Raw genomic sequence first — 21,224 nt, 5'->3', positions numbered from 1 at the left:
TTAGCATTCGGCGCTATTTGGAGGGGAACGATTCGATAATGGCGTCCGCCGCTGCGCGCACGCGGGCGGTGCGGTTCAAATCGCTGTGCATCACCAGGTAGACCTCGTAGCTTTGCTCGCGCTCGGGCCAGATGCGCACCAGCTCCGGCGTGGTGGCGGCAATGTGGGTGGCCAGTTCACCTATGCCCAGGCCGGCCTTCACGGCTTCGTGCAGCACCAGGCCGGTGTTCACCTCCATCGCCACGCGCGCGTTGGCCACCGGCTCGCCGCACAGCTTCTCCGCATGGCGCGGCGCCACGCTGTGCTGGTAGATCACGATGTCGTGCCCGGCCAGCGCGTTGCCCGGCGTGGGCATGCCGTGTTTTTTCAGGTAGGCCTTGGAGGCGTACAGGCCCAGCGTGCGGCGCGTGAGGTGGCGCGAGATCAGGTCCGGGCTGTCCGGCCGCACGGTGCGGATGGCCAGGTCGGCTTCGCGCCGCGTCAGGCTGGAGAGCTGGGTGGCGGCGGTGAGCACAATGCGGATGTCCGGGTGGCGCTGGTGCAGGCGCTGCATGGCTTCCACCACGAAGTGCGCCGCCATGGTGTCCGAGGTCGCCACGCGGATGGTGCCGGACAGGCGATTGTCTATGCCCTGCATTTCGCGCTGCAGGCGGTCGGCGGCGGTTTCCATCTGCTCGGCGGCGCTGGCGGCCAGGTCGCCGGCCGGCGTGGCCACATAGCCGCCGGGCGTGCGCAGGAACAGCCTGGCGTTGAGCGACTTCTCCATGGCGGCCAGGCGCCTGCCCACCGTGGCCTGGTCGATGTCGAGCTGCGCAGCCGCGCCGCGCAGCGTGCCGGCGCGGTGGATGGCGAGGAAGATGCGTGCGTTGTCCCAGTCCATGATGTCAGTGAATGCATTTTTGCATTGGAGTGCTGATGTTATGCGTGTTTACTGCATCATGCAAGCGGCCTACGATGCTGGAGAATCTGTAAATGGAGTGCATCATGACGAATTATTCAAGCAGGGCCGCATCCCCCATGCCCCAGGCGCAAGCGGCCATACAGCCCGCAGGCACGCTGACGCTGCTTACCCTGGCCATCGGCTTTGTCATGGCGATGGTGGACCTCACCGCCGTCAACACGGCGCTGTCCGACATTGCGCGCGACCTGGCGGTGCCGGTGTCCGGCCTGGTATGGGTGGTGGACGGCTACACGCTGACCTTTGCCGCCTTGCTGCTGGCGGGCGGCGCGCTGGGGGACCGCATGGGCGCGCGCCGCGCCTACATCACCGGCCTGGCGATATTCCTGTTCGGCTCCATCCTGTGCGCTATCGCGCCCGGGGGCGGCGCCCTGACGGCGGCGCGGCTGCTGCAAGGCGCGGGCGCCGCGCTGTTCCTGCCCAATTCCCTCAGCCTGCTGACCCACACCTTCGAGGACGACAAGGTGCGCGCGCGCATGGTGGGTACGTGGTCGGCCATGGTGGGCGCATCGTCCGCCATCGGGCCGCTGGTGGGCGGCATACTGGTGCACGAATTCGGCTGGCGCAGCGTGTTCTGGGTGAACGTGCCATTGGGCTTGCTGGGCATGGCGCTGGCGTACCGGCTGATCCCCGTGGTGCAGCCGCAGCCACGGCCGCTGTCCTTCATCAGCCACGGGCTGGGCGTGCTGGCGCTGGCAGCGCTGAGTTTTGTGCTGATAGAAGGCCCGGTGCTGGGCTGGACCTCGGCGCCGCTGCTGGCGGGCATGGCGGCCACGCTGGCCGCTGCCGCGCTGCTGGTGCGGCGCGAACGGCGCATAGAACATCCCATCCTGCCGCGCGCCTTGCTGGGCAACGGCAGCTTCACGGCGGCCAACGCCACCGGCTTCCTGATCAATATGGCGGCGTTCGGCCAGCTGTTCCTGCTCAGCCTTTACGTACAGGCGCGCGGCGCCGACGCGCTGCATACCGGTTACACGCTGCTGCCCATGATGGCGGCGTTCACGATAGGGAATTTCTCCTCCGGCCGCATCTCGGCGCGGGTGGGCTTGCGCCTGCCGCTGCTGGGCGGGTTGGCCGTGGGAGGTGCCATGGGCGCGGTGCTGCTGGCGCTGGCCTGGTGGCTGCCGGCCATGCCGATGGCGCTGATGCTGGCGGTGATCGTGCTGATGAACGTGGCGGTCGGCGTGGCGATACCGGCCATGACGGCGACCGTGATGCAGGTGGCGGGCAAGGCGTACTCCAACAGCGCCGCCGCCGCGCTGAACGCCAACCGGCAGATAGGCGCGCTGGTGGGCGTGGCGCTGATGGGCACTGTGATCCACGCGCTGCCCGCCTGGAGCGCGCGCCTGCCGGTGGCGTTCGGCGTGGCGGCGCTGGCGTTTGCCGCCGCCGCCACGCTGGTGCACCGCCACGTGCACCTCCCGCGCTAAAATTCGCAAAGGCAGGGTTGGCCGTGGATCAGCCTTGCCTGGTGCGCCACTCGATCATCTCGGCGATGGTCAGAATGGGCATGCCGTGCAATTCGGCGAAGCGTTCGATGTCCGCGCCGCGCATCATGGTGCCGTCCGGGTTCATCAGCTCGCACAGCACGGCCGACGGGTTCAGGCCCGCCATGATGGCCAGGTCCACCGAGCCTTCGGTGTGGCCTTTGCGCGCCAGTACGCCCCCCGGCGTGGCGCGCAGCGGGAAGACATGGCCGGGCCGCACCACGTCCGCCGGCCTGGCGCCCGCCGCCGTGGCGGCGCGGATGGTGGTCACGCGGTCGGCGGCGGACACGCCCGTGGTCACGCCGTGGCGCGCTTCGATCGATACCGTGAACGGCGTGCCGTAGCGGCTGCCGTTGTCCGGCGCCATGGGCGGCAGCTCCAGTTCCCGCACCTTGTCCGCGGTCAGGCACAGGCAGACGATGCCGCTGCACTCCCTTATCATCAGCGCCATGGTTTCCACGGTGAGCTTGTCGGCCGCCACGATCAGGTCCGCTTCGTTTTCACGGTCGAAATCGTCCAGCAGGATGACGGGCACGCCCGCGCGCATGGCCGCCAGCGCGGACTGGATGCGGCCTTCGAGATCTGGACTGGAGAGGGTGTATGGGTTGACTTCTTGATTGACTAGCATGGGTGAAACGCTCCTCGCATAAGTTGGCGAAAAACGCATCAGGGCAAGCGACGACGCGCGGCTGCCCGTCTCGATCGCTCGATAGGGAAGCCGCGTTGCAGCGCACATCTTCTTTCATCCGGACTATGACCGTCGGCCCTGGAATTGCACCAGATCTGCTGACCTTGCGTGAGCAAGCGCTCGCGGGCTTGACCGTTGCCGGTTTTACCGCCGGTGGGGAATTTCACCCCGCCCCGAAGACGTATTGGTTAATGCCTCTACAATGAGACGCAGCGATTGTAGCCCAATCGCGCAGACTTCGTGTATTGTGGCAACTTATTTAATATCATCCTGCTAAGCATGGCTATTATGAAATTGCGCGCCGCAGCGGCCGCCGCTGTTATCCTGCTGGTCTCCGCGCTGCCCGCACTGGCCGAAATCGATCCTGCCGCGCCCCTGCCGATGGCGCGCGACATCAAGGTTGGCAAGCTGGCCAATGGCTTTACCTACTACATCAAGCAGAACGCCAAGCCGGAGAAGCGGCTGGAGCTGCGCCTGGTGGTGAAAGCCGGTTCGATGCTGGAAGACGACGACCAGCGCGGCCTGGCCCACGTCACCGAGCACATGGCCTTCAACGGTTCCAACCATTTCAAGCGCCACGAACTGGTCTCCTATCTGCAGTCCATCGGCGTGAAATTCGGCGCGGACCTGAACGCCTACACCGGCTTTGACGAAACGGTTTACATCCTCCCGCTGCCCCTCGGTAAAAAAGAAGACCTGGACAAGGGTTTCCAGGTGCTGGAGGACTGGGCGCACGGCCTGGTGCTCAACGACGCGGACATTGAAAGCGAGCGCGCCATCGTGCTGGAGGAGCTGCGCCTGCGCGGCGGCACCAGGAACACCAAGGACTTGTACGCCAAGCGCTTCAACAACGAACGTTATGGCGACCGGCTGCCCAGCGGCACCGTCGAGTCGCTGCACGCCTTCGCGCCGGAGGCGGTCAAACGCTTTTACCGCGACTGGTACAGGCCGGACCTGATGGCCGTGATCGTGGTGGGTGATATCGATCCGGCCGAAGCGGAACAGCTGGTGAACAAGCACTTCGGCAAGATGGCCGGACCGGCCGCGCCGCGCCCCCGCATCTACGCCGAGATTCCGCCCTATGCCGCCAACGACGCCCTGGTGCAGCGCTACAATGAAGCCCCCAGCAATACGGTGACGATCACCTATCCGGCCGAGCCCCACCGTCCGGACAACACCATGGCCGGCTACCGCGCGCAGCTTATCGAGCGGCTGTACACGTCCATGCTGTCGCTGCGGCTGGCGGAACTGGCGCAAAGCGCCAATCCCCCCTTCATCCAGGGCAGCAGCGCGCGCAGTACGATAGCCCCCGGCTACCGCATGTTCCAGTCGAATGCGGTGCTGGGCAAGGGCGGCGCCCAGCCGGCGGTGACCGCGCTGATACAGGAGAACGAACGCGCGCGCCGCCATGGTTTCACGGCGGCGGAACTGGAGCGTGCCCGCAAGAGTTTGATGAGCGCGGCGGAAGTGCGCTACCGGGAACGCGACACCATCAACTCGGCCAGCGTGGCCGTGCCGCTGATACGCTCCTTCCTGCTGGGCGAAGCCTTGCCCGGGCCGGCCTATGAGTATGAATTCCTGAAAGAGCTGCTGCCCGCCGTCACGCTGGAGGAGGTGAACGGCGCTGCGGCCAAGGCGCTGCCGTCGGGCCAGCCCAAGCTGGCGGTCTACGGCGGCAGCGATCGCGGAGAAGTGCGGGCACCGTCGCGCGACGCGCTGCTGGCCGCAGCCGCAGCGGCCGAGGCAACGCCGCTGCCGCCGCTGGTGGAAAAAGTCTACGGCGCCAGCCTGATGGACACGCTGCCCAAGCCGGGCAGCATCGTCAAGGAAAGCGTGAACCAGGCGCTGGGTATCACCGAGCTAAGCTTGAGCAACGGCGTGCGCGTGGTCCTCAAGCCGACCAGCTTCAAGACCCAGCAAGTGCTGATGGGCGGCTTCCGCCCCGGCGGCCAGTCGCTGTACGACGCCGCCGACCTGCACAGCGCGCGCCTGGCCAGCAGCATTGTCGCGGGTATGGGATTGATGGATTACGCGCCGCTGGAACTGGGCAAAGTCCTGGCGGGCAAATCCGTGCAGGCGGCCGTGAACATCAGCGAGCTGTATGAAAATGTGAACGCCAGCGCCGGCACGGCGGAAGTGGAAACCATGCTGCAGCTGGTGCACCTGCGTTTCACCCGCCCGCGCAAGGACGAGAACCTGTTCGCCTCCTACATCGCCAAGCAGCGCGAACTGGCGACGGCCAGGGCCGCCACGTCCGATGCGGTGTTCGGCGACAAGATCACCGGCGCCATGTATAACGACCATCCGCTGCTGCCGCGCCTGATGCAGCCGGCGGACTACGACAAGCTCAAACTGGACCGCGTGGCCGAGATCTACCGGGAGCGTTTTTCCAGCGCCAAGGACTTCACGTTTGTGCTGGTGGGCAGCTTCGAGGTGGACAAGCTCAAGCCGCTGCTGGCCACCTACCTGGGCAGCCTGCCTGTGGCCGACATTCCCACCGCTTTCCGCGACCGTGGCGTGCGCCCGGCGACAGGCTTGATCAAGACCGACATCTACCGTGGCTCCGAGAAATCAAGCCGGATCAACCTGCGCTTCACCAGCGAGGCGCCGTATTCGGAGGACGAGGCGATGCGCGTGCGCGCGCTGGCCGAAGTACTCAACATCAAGCTGGTCGACGTGCTGCGCGACGAGAAGGGGCTGCTCTACACCGGCAGCTTCACCGGCAAATTGAGCAAGCAGCCCTACGGCCAGGTTGCCTTCAGCGCCAATCTGCCATGTGCATCCGGCAGCGTGCCCAAGGTGATCGCCGCCACCATGGACTTGCTGAAGAAGATGCAGGAGCAGGGGCCGGACCCGGCGGACCTGGCCAAGGTAAAGACCAACTGGATTTTGTCCTACCGCAGGGCCTTGCAGGACAACGGCTTCTGGCTCAACGGCCTGCAGGGCGCGTATGCCAACGGCAGCGATCCCGCCATCCTGCTGCGCGACGAGCAGCGCATCGCGGCGATCACGCCGGAAAGCCTGCGGGAGGTGGCCAAGCGCTACATCAAGTTCGACAATTACGTGCAAGCGGTTCTGCACCCGGAAACCAAGTAAGGAAAGCGGAAATACCATGAGTGTGATGACTATGCGAGTCCTGTCCGCCGCCGTGCTGCTCAGCTGCGCGCTGATGGCCCAGGCCGAAATCAACCTGTCGGCCCAACTGCCGATGGCGCCGGAAGTCAAGGTCGGCAAGCTGGCCAACGGCCTGACCTACTACATCAAGAAGAACGCCAAGCCGGAGCAGAAGCTGGAGCTGCGCCTGGTGGTGAAAGCCGGTTCCATCCTGGAGGATGACGACCAGCGCGGCCTGGCGCACTTCACCGAACACATGGCTTTCAACGGCTCCACCAATTTCAAGCGCCACGAGCTGGTCTCCTATCTGCAGTCGATAGGCGTGAAGTTCGGCGCCGACCTGAACGCCTACACCAGCTTCGACGAAACCGTCTACATGCTGCCCATCCCCACCGCGAAGAAGGAGAACATCGAGACCGGCTTCAAGGTGCTGCAGGACTGGGCCGGCGGCCTGTCGCTGAACGAGGCCGACATCGACAGCGAACGCGGCATCGTGCTGGAGGAGATGCGCATCGGGAAGGGCCTGGGCGACCGCATGAACAAGGTGCTCATGCCCAAGCTGTTCAACGGCTCGCGCTACGCCGAGCGGCTGCCTATCGGGCTGGAAGACACGCTGAAGAACTTCAAGCCGGAAGCCATCAAGCGCTTCTACCGCGACTGGTACCGCCCGGACCTGATGGCCGTGATCGTGGTGGGCGATATCGAGCCTGCGGAAGCGGAAAAGCTGGTGCAGAGCCATTTCGGCCAGCTGAAAAATCCCGAGCAGCCGCGCCCGCGCGCCTACGCGCCCATCCAGTCGCGCGCCTATTCCGAATCGCTGGTGTTCCTGGACAAGGAGTCGCCGGCCAATATGCTCTACATCCGCTACGCCATCGAGCCGTACAAGGAGCACACCGACTTTGCCGGTTATCGCCAGAAGCTGGTGGAGGGCATGGTGATGTCCATGCTGGGCCAGCGCATGAACGAGCTGACGCAGCAGGCCGAACCGCCCTTTATCCAGGGCGGCGGCGCGATGGGCAAGGTGGCGCACGGCTACCAGTCCTTCAGCGCGCTGGCCGTGCTTGGCAAGGGCGGTCCGCAGCCGGCCATCAGCGCGCTGGTGCAGGAGAGCGAGCGCGCGCGCCAGTTCGGCTTTACCGCGTCGGAACTGGAGCGCATCAAGAAGGGGATGCTGCGCCAGGTGGAACGCGTGTACAACGAGCGCGACAAATCCGAATCGGCCACCTTCGCGGCCGAGTACTCGCGCAACTTCCTGGTGAACGAATCCATGCCGGGCATCGCCAACGAGTATGCCTACACCACCGAGCTGGTGCCGGGCATTACGCTGGATGAAGTGAACGCCGCAGCGCGCAAGCTGCTGCCGGCCGACCAGCACAAGCTGGTGGTCTACATGGGCAATGAGAAGTCCGACCAGCCGGCGCCGAAAGGCGAGGAACTGCTGGCCGCCGTCAACGCGGCCGAGATGGTGGCGGTGCAGGCGCAGGCGGAGAAGGTGTACGCCACCAGCCTGATGGCCAAGCCGCCCAAGGCCGGAACCATCGTCAAGGAGACCGTCAACAAGGCGCTGGGCCTGACCGAGCTCACGCTGGGCAACGGCGTGAAGGTCGTGCTCAAGCCCACCGACTTCAAGAACGACCAGGTGCTGATGGGCGCGCACCGCTTCGGCGGGCAGTCGCTGTACGATGCCAAGGACATGTTCAACGCCCGCTACGCCAGCACCATCGTGGCGCAAATGGGCCTGCTTGGCTATACGCCCACCGACATGCAGAAGATCCTGGCCGGGAAGACCGCCGTCTCCGGCGCCAGCATTGCCACCCTGTCCGAAGGCCTGCGCGGCAGCTCCGGCAGCAACGACGTGGAAACCATGCTGCAGCTGGCGCACCTGGAATTCACGCAGCCGCGCAAGGACGAGGCGCTGTACGCGTCCTTTATCGGCAAGCAGCGCGAGCTGGCGCGCAATGCGCTGCTGACGCCGGAAGCGGTGTTCGGCGACACGCTGACCGCCACGCTGTACAACAATCATCCGCTGGCGCCGCGCGCGCCGCGCGTGGAGGACTTTGACCAGATCCAGCTCGACCGCGTGATGGAGATCTACAAGGAACGCTTCGCCAGCGCCAAGGGTTTCACCTTCTACCTGGTGGGAAGTTTCGACGTGGCCAGGATCAAGCCGCTGATCGCCACCTACCTGGCCAGCCTGCCGGCGCCGGCCATCGTGGCCGACTACAAGGATCCGGGCATCCGTCCCGTGAAGGGCGTGGTCAAGCAGGAGGTGTACAAGGGCTCGGAGCAAAAGAGCACCGTGGCGCTGGTGTTCACCGGCGAAGCGAAGTACACGGAAGAAGCGCAGATGCAGATGCAGGCCATGCTGGAAGTGCTCAACATCAAGCTGATTGAAACCCTGCGCGAGAAAATGGGCGTGATCTACGGCGGCCAGATCGGCGGCGGCCTGAGCAAGCGTCCGTATGGCTCCTACCAGATCCAGACTTCGCTGCCATGCGCGCCGCAGAACACCGGCAAGGTGATCGCCGCCACCATGGAATTGATACGCAAGATGCAGGACGAAGGCCCGGACCCGGCCGACCTGGCCAAGGTGAAGGAGAACTGGAACACCAGCTACCGCAAGGCGCTGCGCGAGAACGGCTACTGGCTGAGCCGCCTGCAGGGCGCGGCCGTGAACGGCACCGATCCGGCCAACAGCATCCTGAAGTACGAGCAGCGCGTGGCGGCCATCAAGCCGTCGGACCTGCAGGCTGCGGCCAAACGCTACTTCAATATGGAGAACTATCTGCAGATGGTGCTGTACCCGGAAGCGAAGTAAGCGCGCTCCATGCTGCTACACTGTAGGCTGGCATTCAATACCGTAACAGTGAAGGTGTAGCAAGCATGGCAAAGAAAAAAGAAGAGCTGGACGAAGAAACCCTGGCGCTGATTCACTGGTGCATAGAAGTGGAGGGCTTTCTGGTGCAGGGCGGCGCCACCGTGGAACAGGCGCAGGAACACATCGAGGAACAGATCGAATGGTTCACCGACCAGTTCTATGACGGCCTGACGCCGGAAGAAGCGGCCAAGGAAGCGCTGGCCTAGGCCGGATCTTCATTCCTCGTGATGGCAGCAGGCGTACAGTTTGTTTAACAGATAATCTGCCCACCCCAGGATGAGAGATGGCTGACACTGCAAACACGGCAGGCACGGCGGAGATGCGCTGCGTCGCGGATCTGCCCGGCCCCAAAGGCCTGCCGCTGCTGGGCAATTTGCGCCAGATCCAGCCCGGCCGCTTCCACCGCAATATGGAAGACTGGGCGCGCGAGTTCGGTCCCATCTACCGTTTCACCATGGTGCGGCGCAGCTTCGTGGTGGTGGCGGACCGCGGCCTGATCGCCAGCATCCTGCGCGACCGGCCGGACACCTTCCGCCGCTCCACGCGCACCGCGCGCATGCTGGAAGAGGCCGGCACGCGCGGCCTGTTCACTGCCGAGGGCGAGGAGTGGCGCCGCCAGCGCAAGCTGGCCATGCGCGCGTTGACGCCGGAAGTGGTGCACCGCTTCTTCCCCACGCTGGCCATGATGACCGAGCGCCTGTGCCTGCGCTGGAAGGCCGCGCTGGCCGCCGGGCGCGCGGTGGACGTGCTGCGCGACCTGAAAGCCTACACGCTGGACGTGACCATAGGCCTGGCCATGGGGCAGGACATCAACACGCTGGAGCACGAGGACAACCCGCTGCAGCGCGATATCGAATTCATCTTCAAGCGCGTGGCGCGCCGCCTGGTCACGCCGGTGGAATACTGGAAGCTGTTCAAGCTGCCGGTGGACCGCGAGGCAGACGCCGCCGCCGCGCGCATCCACAACGCCATTGAGGGCTTCATCGCGCAGACCCGCGCGCGCATGGAGGCCGATCCCGCCTTGCGGGCCAAGCCTTCCAATATGCTGGAAGCGCTGGTGGCCGCGCGCGACGAAGCCGGCTCCGGCTTCACCGACAGCGCCGTGATCGGCAACGCCATCACCATGGTGTTCGCCGGCGAGGACACCACCTCCAACACGGTGGCCTGGCTGCTCAACCTGCTGCCGCAGTCGCCCGCCGCCGTGGCCCGCGCCGCAGCGGAGGCGGACAGCCTGCTCGGCACGGACACCGTGGCGCGCGACCCCCATCTGCTCGAGCGCATGGCCTACCTGGACGCGGCCACGCAGGAGGCCATGCGGCTGAAGCCGGTGGCGCCCTTCATGGCTGCCGAGAGCAATGTGGAAACGCTGATAGGCGGCGTGCAGATTCCGCCCGGTACGGTGGTCTTCCTGTTGCTGCGCCAGGCGGCGGAACGCGACGGCGGCTTTACCGAGCCGGCCGCCTTTCTGCCCGAGCGCTGGCTGGCCGGCGCCGAAGGCGGCGCGGATTCCGCCGCCGCCTCCGTCTCCGACCCGGCGCGCAAGATATTCCCCTTTGGCGGCGGGCCACGCTTCTGCCCCGGGCGCTACCTGGCGACGGCCGAGATCAAAATGGCCATGTCCATGATTCTGCATAACTTCGATTTCACGCTGCGGGAAGGCGCGCCGCCGGTGGAGGAATGCTTCACCTTCACGATGACGCCGAGCGCCTTGCCGCTGCTGTTGCGCGCACGCGGCGCGTGAACGGCCGCGCCGCATTTTTTTGACAACGTAGCCAAAAAACCATGCTAGGCTTGCGCATTCGGCAACAGCCGGCCTATAAAAACCATGACAGCAGGAGACCCCATGCTCAAGAAAATCGCCATCGCCATTACCGCCATCATCGTCATCATCCTCGGCCTGGCGCTGGCGCAGCCCAATAGCTTCACCGTCACGCGCAGCATCACCATCAAAGCCGCGCCGGACAAGATTTACCCCATGATCAGTGATTTCCACAACTGGAGCGCCTGGTCGCCGTGGGAGCACCTGGACCCGAAAATGGTGCGCACCTTCAGCGGCGCGCCGACGGGCGTGGGCGCCGTGTACGGCTGGGAGGGCAACGACCAGGTGGGCGCAGGCCGCATGGAGATCACCGGCGCCGCCGCGCCGAGCAAGATCGACATCAAGCTCGACTTCCTGAAACCGTTCGAGTCGCACAACACCACCGTGTTCACGCTGGAACCCAAGGGCGACAGCACCACCGTGGTGTGGACCATGTCCGGCCCCAGCGCCTTTATAACCAAGCTGATGGGCGTGTTCGTCAGCATGGACAAAATGGTAGGACCGGATTTTGAAAAAGGCCTGGCCAGCATGAAGGCGGTGGCGGAGAAGTAAAACGCGCTTTGCCGGGCCGGGATATACTGGACGCATCCAACGCCAACGCGGAGGTTCGCCATGTATTTCCTGAGCCGGCTGGTACGCCTGATGATATTGGCCTGCGCCCTATGCGGCGCGGCGCCCGGCAACGCCGCCCCCGTGCGCAACGATCACCCCATCGTCGGCACCTGGCGCTTCGTGCTGCCGGACGGCTCCTGCCAGGAAATCTACCGTATGCGCGCGGATGGCACGGCGCTGATCACCAGCGCGTCCGAAGTGGCCGAAACCGAATTCCTTATCGACGACCAGCCCGACAAGAACGGCTTCTACAAGACCTCCGACAAGATCGTCAAAGACAACGGCAAGAAAGACTGTTCGGGGCAAGTGGCCGAAGTGGGGCAGGCGGTGTCGAGCTTCATCCTGTTCCACCATTCCGGCAATATGTTCCTCATGTGCCTGCAAGCCAGCATGGACGCCTGCCTCGGCCCCTTCGTCCGCGTGCGCGGCGCGGAGACCTGAAAAATGCCGCTTGGCGTCGAACCGCGCAGGGCGGCTTAGGCGCTCTGCGCCGCAACCCGCCAAGCCCCCGGATTCACCCCCGCCCACTCCCTGAAGGCGTGATTAAAAGCGCTCTGCTCCTGATACCCCAGCAAAAACGCAATATCCACCAAGCTCAGCCCCGGCTGCCGCAAGTAATCCCTGGCCAGCGCGAAGCGCGTCTGGTCCAGCACCTGCTGGAAATTCACGCCCGCATCGCTCAGCTTGCGCTGCAAGGTGCGCGGCGACAGCCCCAGCTCCTGCGCCACCGGCGCCAGCCGCGCCTGCCCCTGCGGCAGGCCGCGCACGACCGCCTCCCGCACCTGCGCCGCGATGCCCGCATCAGCCTGCGCGCGCTGCTGCAGCAACTGCTCCGCATGCTGGCGCAGCACCGGATACATGCCCACATCCGCATTCGGCACCGGCCACGCCAGCAGCTGCGCATCAAAGCTCGCCACATTGGCCTCGGCGCCGAACTGCGGCAGCTCGCCGAACACGCGCAGATATTCGCCATGCAGCGCAGGGCCGCCGCCGTCATGCATCAGCTCCAGCCGCGCCGGCGGCAGCGGCGCCCCTGCCAGCCAGTTGCCGAACACGCGGATGCCCGCGAACACGCTGTCCGCAAGATGCCTGCCCGCGCCGGTAAAGCGGCTGTGCCAGGTGTAGCGCGCCAGGCCGCCTTCCACCTCCAGGCTGGAGCGGCCCAGGTCGTGCGCCAGCTGTTCATAGCGTATGGTCTGCTCGAAAGCGTGGCCGAAATCGCGGCAGCTCAGCAGGATCAGCCCGTACACGCTGTAGGTGCCCAGCTTGACGCGCTCGCCCACGTGCAGGCCGAAATGCGGATCGTCCGCCAGCGCGGCGGCGGTATCCAGCAGGCGCACATAGTCTGCTGCCGGCAGGGACTCTGGCAGCGGCTCCAGCGCGCCCGCCGCCAGGCCGGCCGCCTGCTCCAGCGCCTGCGCCGCCAAGCCGCGCGCCGCCGCAGCCTCCAGCAGCGGCTGCAGATAGGAGCCGGCTACGCGGCCGTGATTGGCATAATCGAACAAGGCGTGTGTCATGAAAGCGCAATACCGGAGGCGGGTTTGGTCTTATTCTCTAGTCATCATTTGGCCAGGTGCGCCAGTATAGCAAGCGGAGAAAAAAACATGAGACGTTGGAACGGCTGGGGCGACGATGCGGTCAACTTTGCGCTGGAGGCGGACGCGCTGGCCTTCCTGGCCCGGCGCATAGGCGCGGGCAAGGGCAGGGAGGACGCCACGTTCGAGCAGGCCTGCAATGCGCTGGCGCCGCCGCGCCTGCCCTACCACCGGCTGGTAGAGACCAGCGCGCCGGTCCGCCTGCGCAACGCGCTTGGGCAAAGCCTGCCGGACTGGCTGAAGCTGCGCTATGGCCGCATCGGCGCCGCGCCCGATGGCGTGGCCTTTCCGGAAAGCGCGGAAGACGTACGCGAGCTGCTGGACTACGCGCAGCGCTACGGCGCGGCCATCGTTCCGCACGGCGGCGGCACCAGCGTGGCAGGCCATCTGACGGCGGGCGAGGGCGGGCAGGCCACGCTGGCTGTGAACCTCACGCGCCTGTGCCGCATGGCGCACCTGGACCGCGCCTCGCAGCTGGCCACCTTCGGCGCGGGCGTGTACGGTCCGGACCTCGAAGCGCAGCTGCGCGCGCACGGCTACACGCTGGGCCACTATCCGCAGTCCTTCGAGTACTCCACGCTGGGCGGCTGGATCGTCACGCGCTCCTCGGGCCAGCAGTCGCTGCGCTACGGGCGCATAGAGCAGATGTTCGCCGGCGGCACGGTGGAAACGCCGGTGGGCCGGCTGGAGATTCCCACCTTCCCCGCATCGGCGGCAGGCACGGACCTGCGCGAGATTGTGCTGGGATCGGAAGGCCGTATCGGCATCCTGACCGAAGCGGTGGTGCGCGTGTCGCCGCTGCCCGCGTACGAAGCTTTCCATGCCGTGTTCTTCCCTGACTGGGCGAGCGCGGAGACGGCGGTGCGCGAGCTGGCGCAGGCAAAACTCGGCTTGTCCATGCTGCGCTTGTCGAACGCACTGGAGACCACCACCATGCTGGCGCTGGCCGGCCACAAGAAGCTGATAGGACTGCTGGAAGGCTGGCTGTCGCTGCGCGGCTGCAAGGACGGCAAGTGCATGCTGATGCTGGGCGCCAGCGGCGCCAGGCCGCAGGCCAAGGCCGCCATAGCCGCCGCGCTGCGTTTGGCGCGCGGTCACGGCGGCGTGCATGTGGGCCGCAAGATGGGCGACAAGTGGAAGCAGAACCGCTTCCGCAACGTCTACCTGCGCAACGCGGCCTGGGAGCACGGCTATGTGATCGACACGGTGGAGACGGCGGTGGACTGGCCGCTGGTGGAGTCCACCATGCATGCGGTGGAAGCGGCGGCCGCCAAGGCGCTTGCGCAGCATGGCGAGCAAGTGCACGCCTATACCCACCTGTCGCACTTGTACGCGCAGGGCGCCAGCGTGTACACCACGTTTGTGTACCGGCTGGCGGGCGACTACGAGGAGGACATGGCGCGCTGGCGCTCGCTCAAGCAGGCGGCCAGCCTGGCGATCGTGAACAGCGGCGGCACCATCAGCCACCAGCACGGCGTGGGCAGCGACCATGCGCCTTACCTGGCGGCGGAAAAAGGCGCGGCGGGCATCGCGGCCATGGAGGCCATCTTCCGCCACTTCGACCCGCAGGGCATGATGAACCCCGGCAAGCTGCTGCCGGCGGCGAAGCCATGAGCGCGGCCGCGAGCGAGACAACGCCGGCGCCGCACTGGCAGCCCGGCGGGCGCGCGGCGCTTGCCGAACTGCTTGCGCGCGACTGGGACTTGCTGATTATCGGCGGCGGCATCACCGGCGCGGGCATCCTGCTGGAAGCCTCGCGGCGCGGCCTGAAAGCGCTGCTGGTGGAGCAGCGCGACTTTGCATGGGGCACGTCCAGCCGCTCGTCCAAGCTGGTGCACGGCGGCTTGCGCTATCTGAAGGAAGGCAAATTCTCGCTCACCCGCGAGTCCGTGCACGAGCGCGAAAGCCTGCTGCGCGAAGCGGCCGGACTGGTGGAGCCGCAAAGCTTTGCCTTCGGCGACTACGAAGGCCGCAAGCCCGGCCGCCGCGCGTTTCTCGCCGGGCTGGCCATCTACGATTACATGGCAGGCCAGCGCGCCCGCCACTACTACCCGCGCGCCGAATTCCTGGCCATCGCCCCGCACATCAGCACCGAAGGCCTGCGCGGCGGCATGTGCTACAGCGACGCCAAGACGGATGACGCCCGCCTTGTCATGCGCGTGTTGCAGGAAGCCCAGTCGCTGGGCGGAACAGCGTTCAACTATCTGTGCGTGCAAAGCCTGCTGCGCAGCGCAGACGGCAAAGTATGCGGCGCGCGCCTGCTCGACGCGCCCACCGGCGCGGCGCATGAAGTGCGCGCGCGTGTCGTCGTCAGCGCCACCGGCGCCTGGGCGGACGCGCTGCGCGCCAGCGGCGGCAAACGATTGCGTCCGCTGCGCGGCAGCCACCTGGTGCTGCCCGCATGGCGCCTGCCGCTGGCGCAAGCCGTCAGCCTGATGCACCCGGCCGACGGCCGCCCCGTATTCGCCTTCCCCTGGGAGGGTGTCACCCTGGCCGGCACTACGGACGTGGACCACAGCGAAGACATGAACTTCGAAGCCGCCATCACGCGCGGCGAAGTGGACTACCTGATGGCCGCGCTGCGCAGCCAGTTCCCGGAACTGGACCTGCAGGAAAGCGACATCCTCGCCACCTATGCCGGCGTGCGCCCCGTGATCGACAGCGGCCAGGCAGACCCGTCCAAGGAAACCCGCGAGCATGCGCTCTGGCTGGAAGACGGCCTGCTCACGGTCACCGGAGGCAAGCTCACCACCTTCCGCGTGATCGCGCTGGACGCGCTGCGCGCCGCCGCACCCATGCTGCCCGGCTGGCACGCGGACCTTGCGCCGCAGTCCATTTTCGCGTCCACCGCTGCGCTCCGTCGCGGACAAGGCCTGCCCGCCGGCCAGGCCGAACGCCTGCAAGGCCGCTACGGCGCCAGCGCGCAGGCGCTGATCGGCTGCGCGCACGAGGGCGAACTCGATCTGATCCCGGGCACCGCCAGTATCTGGGCGCAGCTGCGCTGGGCCGCGCGGCACGAATCCGTGCAGCGCCTGGAAGACCTGCTGCTGCGCCGCCTGCGTATCGGCCTGCAGCTCAGGGCCGGCGGCGCCGCCATCCTGCCGCGCGCGCGCGCCATCTGCCAGCCCGAATTGGGCTGGGACGACGCCCGCTGGGATGCCGAACAGGCCGCCTATCTGGCATTATTGAACACTCATTACAGCTTGCCCGCATAACATGCCCGGACCTTACATCCTCTCCATCGACAACGGCACCCAAAGCGTGCGCGCTTTGCTGTTCGACCTGGCGGGCAACCTCGCCGCCAAGACCCAGGTCCACCTCCAGCCCTATTACTCCGACCACCCCGGCTGGGCCGAGCACAAGGCGGAAGGCTACTGGAGCGCGGTCTGCATCGCCTGCCAGCGGCTGTGGGAAGATTCGGGCATCCGCCGCGAGGAGGTGAAAGGCGTGGCCGTCACCACGCAGCGCGGCACCGTCATCAACGTGGACAAGGACGGTAAGCCGCTGCGGCCCGCCATCACCTGGCTGGACCAGCGCCGCACTAGCACCGTGCCGCCCATCGGCCCCTTGTGGAAGGCCGCCTTCAAGCTGGCGCGCGTGGAAGGCACCATCAACTACTTCCGCCGCGAGGCCGAAGTGAACTGGATCGCCGCCCACCAGCCTGACATCTGGGCCAGGACGCACAAGGTGCTGCTGCTGTCCGGCTATCTGAACCATCGCCTGTGCGGCAGCTACGTGGACTCGACCGGCTCGCAGGTGGCCTACCTGCCGTTCGACTACAAGAAGCACCGCTGGGCCGGCGCGCGCGACTGGAAATGGCAGGCGCTGGCGGTGCGTCCCGAGATGCTGCCCGAGCTGGTGCAGCCCGGCACGGTGATCGGCGCCATCACGGCCGAAGCGGCGCAGGCCACCGGCATCCCGCTAGGCACGCCGCTGGTGGCCGCCGCCGCCGACAAGGCATGCGAAGTGATAGGCGCGGGCTGCCTGGAGCCGCACATAGGCTGCCTCAGTTTCGGCACCACGGCCACCATCAACACCACCAACAGCAAGTACATCGAAGTCACGCCCTTCATTCCGCCATACCCGTCGGCGGTGCCGGGCGCCTACAGCACCGAAGTGCAGATCTTCCGCGGCTACTGGATGGTGAACTGGTTCAAGGAGCAGTTCGGCCACCTGGAGCAGGCCACCGCCACCGAAAAAGGCACCTCGCCCGAAGCCCAGTTCGACAAGCTGGTGAACGCCGTGCCGCCCGGCTCCATGGGCCTGATGCTGCAGCCCTACTGGAGTCCCGGCATCAAGGTGCCCGGTCCGGAAGCGAAGGGTGCGATGATAGGTTTTGGCGACGTGCACACGCGCGCCCATATGTACCGGGCGATACTGGAAGGGCTGGCCTACGCGCTGCGCGAAGGCACGGAGCGGATACAGAAACGCAGCGGCGTGCGGGTGACGGAACTGCGCATCGCCGGCGGCGGCTCGCAAAGCGACGCGGCCATGCAGCTCTCGGCCGACATCTTCGGCCTGCCCGCCGCGCGCGCCCACCTGTATGAAACCTCCGGCCTGGGCGCCGCCATCTGCGCGGCGGCGGGCCTGGGCCTGCATGCGGACTTCGCCGCCGCCATCCGGGCCATGACGCGGCCCGGCCGCGTGTTCCAGCCGTCGGAAGCCAGCCGCAAGACCTACGAGCAGCTCTACCAGCGCGTCTACCTGAAAATGTACAAGCGCTTGCAGCCCATGTACGCGGAGATCGCCGACATTACCGGCTACCCCGAAGCGCCGTAGTGCCCGTGCCTCGCCTGTGAATAACTCCCGCTGCTGAAAAAATGTGCGGGATAACTTTTCTCTTTTTAAACAGTCACTTAGGCGGCCGTTGTCCGGCTTGTTAACATGCTTATCCACAGAATCTGTTAACAAAGTCGAGCTTGCTTAAGCGGCATCCCGCAGCGCCGTCCCGGACAACAGTTCTATGCACCGGTAGCCGATGTGGATGGCGCCCAGCGCCTCCAGCTGCTTCAGTTCCTTGGACAAGGTCTGGCGCGAAATGCCCAGCATCATGGCCAGCGCCTCCTGCGACACCGGTATGCGCGGCCGCACCGCGCTCGCCATGGCCGCGTCGCCGCGCGCCAGCAGCAGCAGGCGGCGCACCACGCGGGCGCGGGTGCTGCGCAGCGTGGCGTCCTCCATCATGCTGTACATCATGCGCAGCCGCGTGGCCAGCAGCGAGGCCACGGCGCGCGCGAACACCGGGCGCTCCATCAGCGCATGGAAAGCCTCGTGCGGCAGCACCAGCAGCTCGGACGCGCCGATGGCCGTGGCGTCGTGCGTGCGCGGCAGGCTGTCGATCAGCGAAATCTCGCCGAACCAGGTGCCCGGTTCGATCACGCCCAGGATGGCCTCGCGCCCGTCCTCGCGCAGCGTGGACACCTTCAGCGAACCGCGCAGCACCGCATACAGGCCGCCGGGCGCGTCGCCCTGGCGGAACAGCATCTCGCCGCGCCGCAGCCTGACCGGCTCAGCGCCGTCCAGCATGGCCGCGCGCACGTCGGCGGGCAGGGCGGCGTACCAGGGATTGGCGAGCAGGATGGCGGAAGGCATGCGGCAATTGTAAGGAAATTGACAGTCTCAAGTCCAGCGCGCCGCGATACTAGATTAAAACTACACAGGAGACTCCCATGAACATCCCATCCGTACAACACCTCGTCAGCCCGGAAGAGTGGCAGCTGCGGGTCGACCTCGCCGCCTGCTACCGGCTGGTGGCCCTGCATGGCTGGAGCGACCTGGTGTTCACCCACATCAGCGCCCGCATTCCCGGTCCCGAGCACCACTTCCTGATCAATCCCTACGGGCTGATGTTCGACGAGATCACCGCGTCCTCGCTGGTGAAAGTGGACCAGGACTGCAACAAGCTGATCGACAGTGCCTTCCCGGTGAACCCGGCCGGCTTCGTCATCCACAGCGCGGTGCACGCCGCGCGCGAGGACGCGCAGTGCGTGATCCACACCCACACGCGGGCCGGCGTGGCGGTGAGCGCGCAGAAATGCGGCGTGCTGCCGATCTCGCAGCAATCGACCTTCGTGCTGGCCTCGCTGGCTTACCACGACTACGAAGGCGTGGCCTTCCGCGACGAAGAAAAGCCGCGCCTGCAGGACGACCTGGGCCGCGCCAACTTCCTCATGCTGCGCAACCACGGCCTGCTCACCTGCGGCGGCAGCATCGCCGACGCCTTCCTCGCCATGTACATCTTCGAATCCACCTGCCAGATCCAGCTGGCGGCGCAGGCCGGCGGCGAACTGGTGCAAGTGCATCCGCAGATCGTGCAAGGCGTGGCCGAAGCCATGCGCGTGCAGACCAGCGGCCTGGGCGGCGCCTTCGCCTGGCCCGCGCTGATACGCAAGCTCGACAAGCTCGACGCCAGCTACCGCACCTAAGCCGTCCATCCAGCGCTCGCCAGCGCGAATCAGCGGGACTTGTCACCCGTGTCACCCGGGGTCAGTTCTGTCATCGCTCCATGAGCTTGGCTGTCACGTACTGTTATGGATGAGGCCGTGACGCGATGACAGAACTGACCCCGGGGTGGGGCACGCTAGAGGGCGGCGGTTTTCAGGGCTTCGCTGGCGGTGGAGGGGCTGGCGCTCTTGCTGGACTGGACCTGGTTGCGGCCGCTTTCCTTGGCGGTGTACATGGCGCGGTCGGCGGCGACGAACAGGGCTTCGGTGTTTTCCATCTGGTGCGGGTAGATGGTGGCCACGCCGACGCTGAGCGTGATCCACGGCGAGGTGATCGAGCGCGGGTGCGGCAGCTGCAGCGCTTCGACGTGGCAGCGTATCGATTCGGCCAGCGCCAGCGCGGAGTCGGCGTCGGTCTCGGCGAACAGCAGCACGAATTCCTCCCCGCCGTAGCGCGCCGCCAGGTCGGTGGCGCGCAGGGCGTGCGCGTTGATCGCTTGCGCCACCTGCTGCAGGCAGACGTCGCCGGCCGCGTGGCCCAGGCTGTCGTTGTAGAGCTTGAAGTGGTCCACGTCCAGCACCACCAGCGACAGCGGCGAGCCGCTGCGCATGGCGCGCTGCCATTCCTTTTCCAGGAAGCCGTCGAAGTGGCGCCGGTTGGCGATCTTGGTCAGCGGGTCCACCATCGCGGCGCGCTGCAGCGCGTCTTCCGACATCTTGTGGTGCGTGATGTCGTGCAGCAGGCCGATGAACAGCGGCTGGCGCATGAACATCGGCGTCAAGGTCAGGTCCATGCACACCGAGGTGCCGAACTTGTGCCGGATGATGACTTCGCGCGTGCCGTGGCTGTGCGCCGTCTCGGGATTGGCGGCGTAGCGCCCGAAGTAGTCCAGGTATTCCTGCGCCACCAGCGGGTTGAGCAGGTCGAAGATGGTCTTGCTGGCCAGCTCGTTGGGCGCGTAGCCCAGGTACTGGTCGCAGGCCGGGTTGGTAAACTGGATGCGGCCGTCCGGCTCGATGATGAGCAGGCCTTCGGCCATGGAGTTGACGATGGTGCGCAGCCGCTCGGCCTGCTCCTGCTGCGTTTCGCTGTTCATGCGGATTTGCAGCTGGGTGCGCACGCGCGCGCAAACTTCGGCCATGCGCAGCGGTTTGCCGATGTAGTCCACGCCGCCGGTGTCGAAGCCGGCCACCACGTCTTCCGCCTCGTTCTTGGCGCTCATGAAGATGATGGGGATGCCTGCGGTCAGGGGATTGGCTTTCAGCTGGCGGCAGGTTTCCAGGCCGTCTATGCCGGGCATGACCACGTCCAGCAGGATCAAGTCGGGATGCACCCGCCGGGCGATCTGCACCGCCCGCTCGCCGGAGGTGGCGACGAATGTCTGGTAGCCCTGCTCGACCATCATCTTGCGCAATACGCTCAGATTGGCCGGTGCGTCGTCGACGATCAGGATCGCTGCGTCGCGACGAGGGGAGTAACTGGAACCGCCGTTGGTCATTACTTATCGCCTGGTCGAGGGTAACTATCTGTCTAAATCATACCGCTTTGCCAATTCAAATTGTAAAAAAACATGAGTCGCCTACGAGGAAAATAGTGCGATCGTCCCTTATTTTCGGGAATGTTGTTATT

The 21,224-nt window shown here is 66.1% G+C and carries 16 protein-coding genes and 1 riboswitch; of the genes, 11 read left to right on the top strand and 5 right to left on the bottom strand.

Annotated features, from left to right (window positions below; genetic code table 11):
- Positions 1-13: 13 nt before the first annotated feature.
- A complete protein-coding gene (locus GTP77_RS15415; RefSeq protein WP_161073038.1) occupies positions 14-880 on the bottom strand; it encodes a LysR family transcriptional regulator in 867 nt (288 codons plus the stop codon).
- Between the two features lie 104 nt (positions 881-984).
- Here GTP77_RS15415 and GTP77_RS15410 point away from each other — a divergent pair, with 104 nt between their 5' ends.
- Positions 985-2,388, top strand: coding sequence for an MFS transporter (locus GTP77_RS15410; RefSeq protein WP_229202213.1), 1,404 nt, complete (start codon positions 985-987; stop codon positions 2,386-2,388).
- A gap of 28 nt (positions 2,389-2,416) precedes the next feature.
- On the opposite strand, the gene ribB is transcribed toward GTP77_RS15410, so the two are convergent.
- On the bottom strand, positions 2,417-3,073 hold the full coding sequence (ribB, locus tag GTP77_RS15405; RefSeq protein ID WP_161073036.1) for a 3,4-dihydroxy-2-butanone-4-phosphate synthase: 657 nt from the start codon (positions 3,071-3,073) through the stop codon (positions 2,417-2,419).
- Between the two features lie 102 nt (positions 3,074-3,175).
- Positions 3,176-3,318, bottom strand: a riboswitch (FMN riboswitch).
- A gap of 103 nt (positions 3,319-3,421) precedes the next feature.
- Here ribB and GTP77_RS15400 point away from each other — a divergent pair.
- From GTP77_RS15400 to GTP77_RS15375, 6 genes are all read left to right on the top strand, one after another.
- Positions 3,422-6,229 (top strand): M16 family metallopeptidase, encoded by a 2,808-nt coding sequence (locus tag GTP77_RS15400; protein ID WP_228893380.1) that lies wholly within the window; start codon positions 3,422-3,424, stop codon positions 6,227-6,229.
- A gap of 25 nt (positions 6,230-6,254) precedes the next feature.
- Positions 6,255-9,065 (top strand): M16 family metallopeptidase, encoded by a 2,811-nt coding sequence (locus GTP77_RS15395; protein ID WP_308807731.1) that lies wholly within the window; start codon positions 6,255-6,257, stop codon positions 9,063-9,065.
- A 65-nt stretch (positions 9,066-9,130) separates the two neighbouring features.
- Complete coding sequence (locus tag GTP77_RS15390; RefSeq protein WP_057157919.1) at positions 9,131-9,331, top strand: hypothetical protein; 201 nt, start codon at positions 9,131-9,133, stop codon at positions 9,329-9,331.
- Between the two features lie 77 nt (positions 9,332-9,408).
- Complete coding sequence (locus tag GTP77_RS15385) at positions 9,409-10,866, top strand: cytochrome P450 (RefSeq protein WP_161073033.1); 1,458 nt, start codon at positions 9,409-9,411, stop codon at positions 10,864-10,866.
- Between the two features lie 102 nt (positions 10,867-10,968).
- Positions 10,969-11,496, top strand: a complete 528-nt coding sequence (locus tag GTP77_RS15380; RefSeq protein WP_161073032.1) for an SRPBCC family protein — start codon at positions 10,969-10,971, stop codon at positions 11,494-11,496.
- 60 nt (positions 11,497-11,556) lie between these two features.
- Entirely contained in the window at positions 11,557-11,997 is a 441-nt protein-coding gene (locus tag GTP77_RS15375) for a hypothetical protein (RefSeq protein ID WP_229202212.1), read from the top strand.
- Between the two features lie 35 nt (positions 11,998-12,032).
- Here GTP77_RS15375 and GTP77_RS15370 read toward each other — a convergent pair whose 3' ends face one another.
- Positions 12,033-13,073: an AraC family transcriptional regulator gene (locus tag GTP77_RS15370; RefSeq protein ID WP_161073031.1), complete on the bottom strand. Its 1,041-nt coding sequence runs from the start codon at positions 13,071-13,073 to the stop codon at positions 12,033-12,035.
- 87 nt (positions 13,074-13,160) lie between these two features.
- Here GTP77_RS15370 and GTP77_RS15365 point away from each other — a divergent pair, with 87 nt between their 5' ends.
- Genes GTP77_RS15365 through GTP77_RS15355 form a run of 3 tightly spaced genes read left to right on the top strand, consistent with a single transcriptional unit; the run spans position 13,161 to position 17,930 of the window.
- Positions 13,161-14,765: an FAD-binding oxidoreductase gene (locus GTP77_RS15365; protein WP_161073030.1), complete on the top strand. Its 1,605-nt coding sequence runs from the start codon at positions 13,161-13,163 to the stop codon at positions 14,763-14,765.
- Positions 14,762-16,366 carry a glycerol-3-phosphate dehydrogenase/oxidase gene (locus GTP77_RS15360; protein WP_161073029.1) on the top strand — a complete coding sequence of 535 codons (1,605 nt, stop codon included), beginning with the start codon at positions 14,762-14,764 and terminating at the stop codon, positions 16,364-16,366. The genes GTP77_RS15365 and GTP77_RS15360 overlap by 4 nt, the downstream gene beginning before the upstream one ends.
- 1 nt (position 16,367) lies before the next feature.
- Positions 16,368-17,930: an FGGY-family carbohydrate kinase gene (locus GTP77_RS15355; RefSeq protein ID WP_161073028.1), complete on the top strand. Its 1,563-nt coding sequence runs from the start codon at positions 16,368-16,370 to the stop codon at positions 17,928-17,930.
- Positions 17,931-18,074: 144 nt separating this feature from the next.
- On the opposite strand, the gene GTP77_RS15350 is transcribed toward GTP77_RS15355, so the two are convergent.
- Positions 18,075-18,743, bottom strand: a complete 669-nt coding sequence (locus GTP77_RS15350; protein WP_161073027.1) for a Crp/Fnr family transcriptional regulator — start codon at positions 18,741-18,743, stop codon at positions 18,075-18,077.
- Between the two features lie 77 nt (positions 18,744-18,820).
- Between GTP77_RS15350 and GTP77_RS15345 the strand changes: the two genes are divergently transcribed.
- Positions 18,821-19,576, top strand: coding sequence for a class II aldolase/adducin family protein (locus tag GTP77_RS15345; protein ID WP_161073026.1), 756 nt, complete (start codon positions 18,821-18,823; stop codon positions 19,574-19,576).
- 155 nt (positions 19,577-19,731) lie between these two features.
- On the opposite strand, the gene GTP77_RS15340 is transcribed toward GTP77_RS15345, so the two are convergent.
- Entirely contained in the window at positions 19,732-21,093 is a 1,362-nt protein-coding gene (locus GTP77_RS15340; RefSeq protein ID WP_161073025.1) for a diguanylate cyclase, read from the bottom strand.
- Positions 21,094-21,224: the final 131 nt, after the last annotated feature.

This window comes from Pseudoduganella aquatica (genome assembly GCF_009857595.1).
GTDB classification, from domain to species: Bacteria; Pseudomonadota; Gammaproteobacteria; order Burkholderiales; family Burkholderiaceae_D; genus Rugamonas; species Rugamonas aquatica_A.
Note: the sequence above shows the minus strand (reverse complement) of the source record. Positions and strands in the feature narration are given on the sequence as shown.

Excerpts from the sequence above, each read along its gene's own strand:
- GTP77_RS15415 (WP_161073038.1), bottom strand. The coding sequence starts at position 880 with ATGGACTGGGACAACGCACGCATCTTCCTCGCCATCCACCGCGCCGGC.
- GTP77_RS15410 (WP_229202213.1), top strand. The coding sequence starts at position 985 with ATGACGAATTATTCAAGCAGGGCCGCATCCCCCATGCCCCAGGCGCAA.
- ribB (WP_161073036.1), bottom strand. The coding sequence starts at position 3,073 with ATGCTAGTCAATCAAGAAGTCAACCCATACACCCTCTCCAGTCCAGAT.
- GTP77_RS15400 (WP_228893380.1), top strand. The coding sequence starts at position 3,422 with ATGAAATTGCGCGCCGCAGCGGCCGCCGCTGTTATCCTGCTGGTCTCC.
- GTP77_RS15395 (WP_308807731.1), top strand. The coding sequence starts at position 6,255 with ATGACTATGCGAGTCCTGTCCGCCGCCGTGCTGCTCAGCTGCGCGCTG.
- GTP77_RS15390 (WP_057157919.1), top strand. The coding sequence starts at position 9,131 with ATGGCAAAGAAAAAAGAAGAGCTGGACGAAGAAACCCTGGCGCTGATT.
- GTP77_RS15385 (WP_161073033.1), top strand. The coding sequence starts at position 9,409 with ATGGCTGACACTGCAAACACGGCAGGCACGGCGGAGATGCGCTGCGTC.
- GTP77_RS15380 (WP_161073032.1), top strand. The coding sequence starts at position 10,969 with ATGCTCAAGAAAATCGCCATCGCCATTACCGCCATCATCGTCATCATC.
- GTP77_RS15375 (WP_229202212.1), top strand. The coding sequence starts at position 11,557 with ATGTATTTCCTGAGCCGGCTGGTACGCCTGATGATATTGGCCTGCGCC.
- GTP77_RS15370 (WP_161073031.1), bottom strand. The coding sequence starts at position 13,073 with ATGACACACGCCTTGTTCGATTATGCCAATCACGGCCGCGTAGCCGGC.
- GTP77_RS15365 (WP_161073030.1), top strand. The coding sequence starts at position 13,161 with ATGAGACGTTGGAACGGCTGGGGCGACGATGCGGTCAACTTTGCGCTG.
- GTP77_RS15360 (WP_161073029.1), top strand. The coding sequence starts at position 14,762 with ATGAGCGCGGCCGCGAGCGAGACAACGCCGGCGCCGCACTGGCAGCCC.
- GTP77_RS15355 (WP_161073028.1), top strand. The coding sequence starts at position 16,368 with ATGCCCGGACCTTACATCCTCTCCATCGACAACGGCACCCAAAGCGTG.
- GTP77_RS15350 (WP_161073027.1), bottom strand. The coding sequence starts at position 18,743 with ATGCCTTCCGCCATCCTGCTCGCCAATCCCTGGTACGCCGCCCTGCCC.
- GTP77_RS15345 (WP_161073026.1), top strand. The coding sequence starts at position 18,821 with ATGAACATCCCATCCGTACAACACCTCGTCAGCCCGGAAGAGTGGCAG.
- GTP77_RS15340 (WP_161073025.1), bottom strand. The coding sequence starts at position 21,093 with ATGACCAACGGCGGTTCCAGTTACTCCCCTCGTCGCGACGCAGCGATC.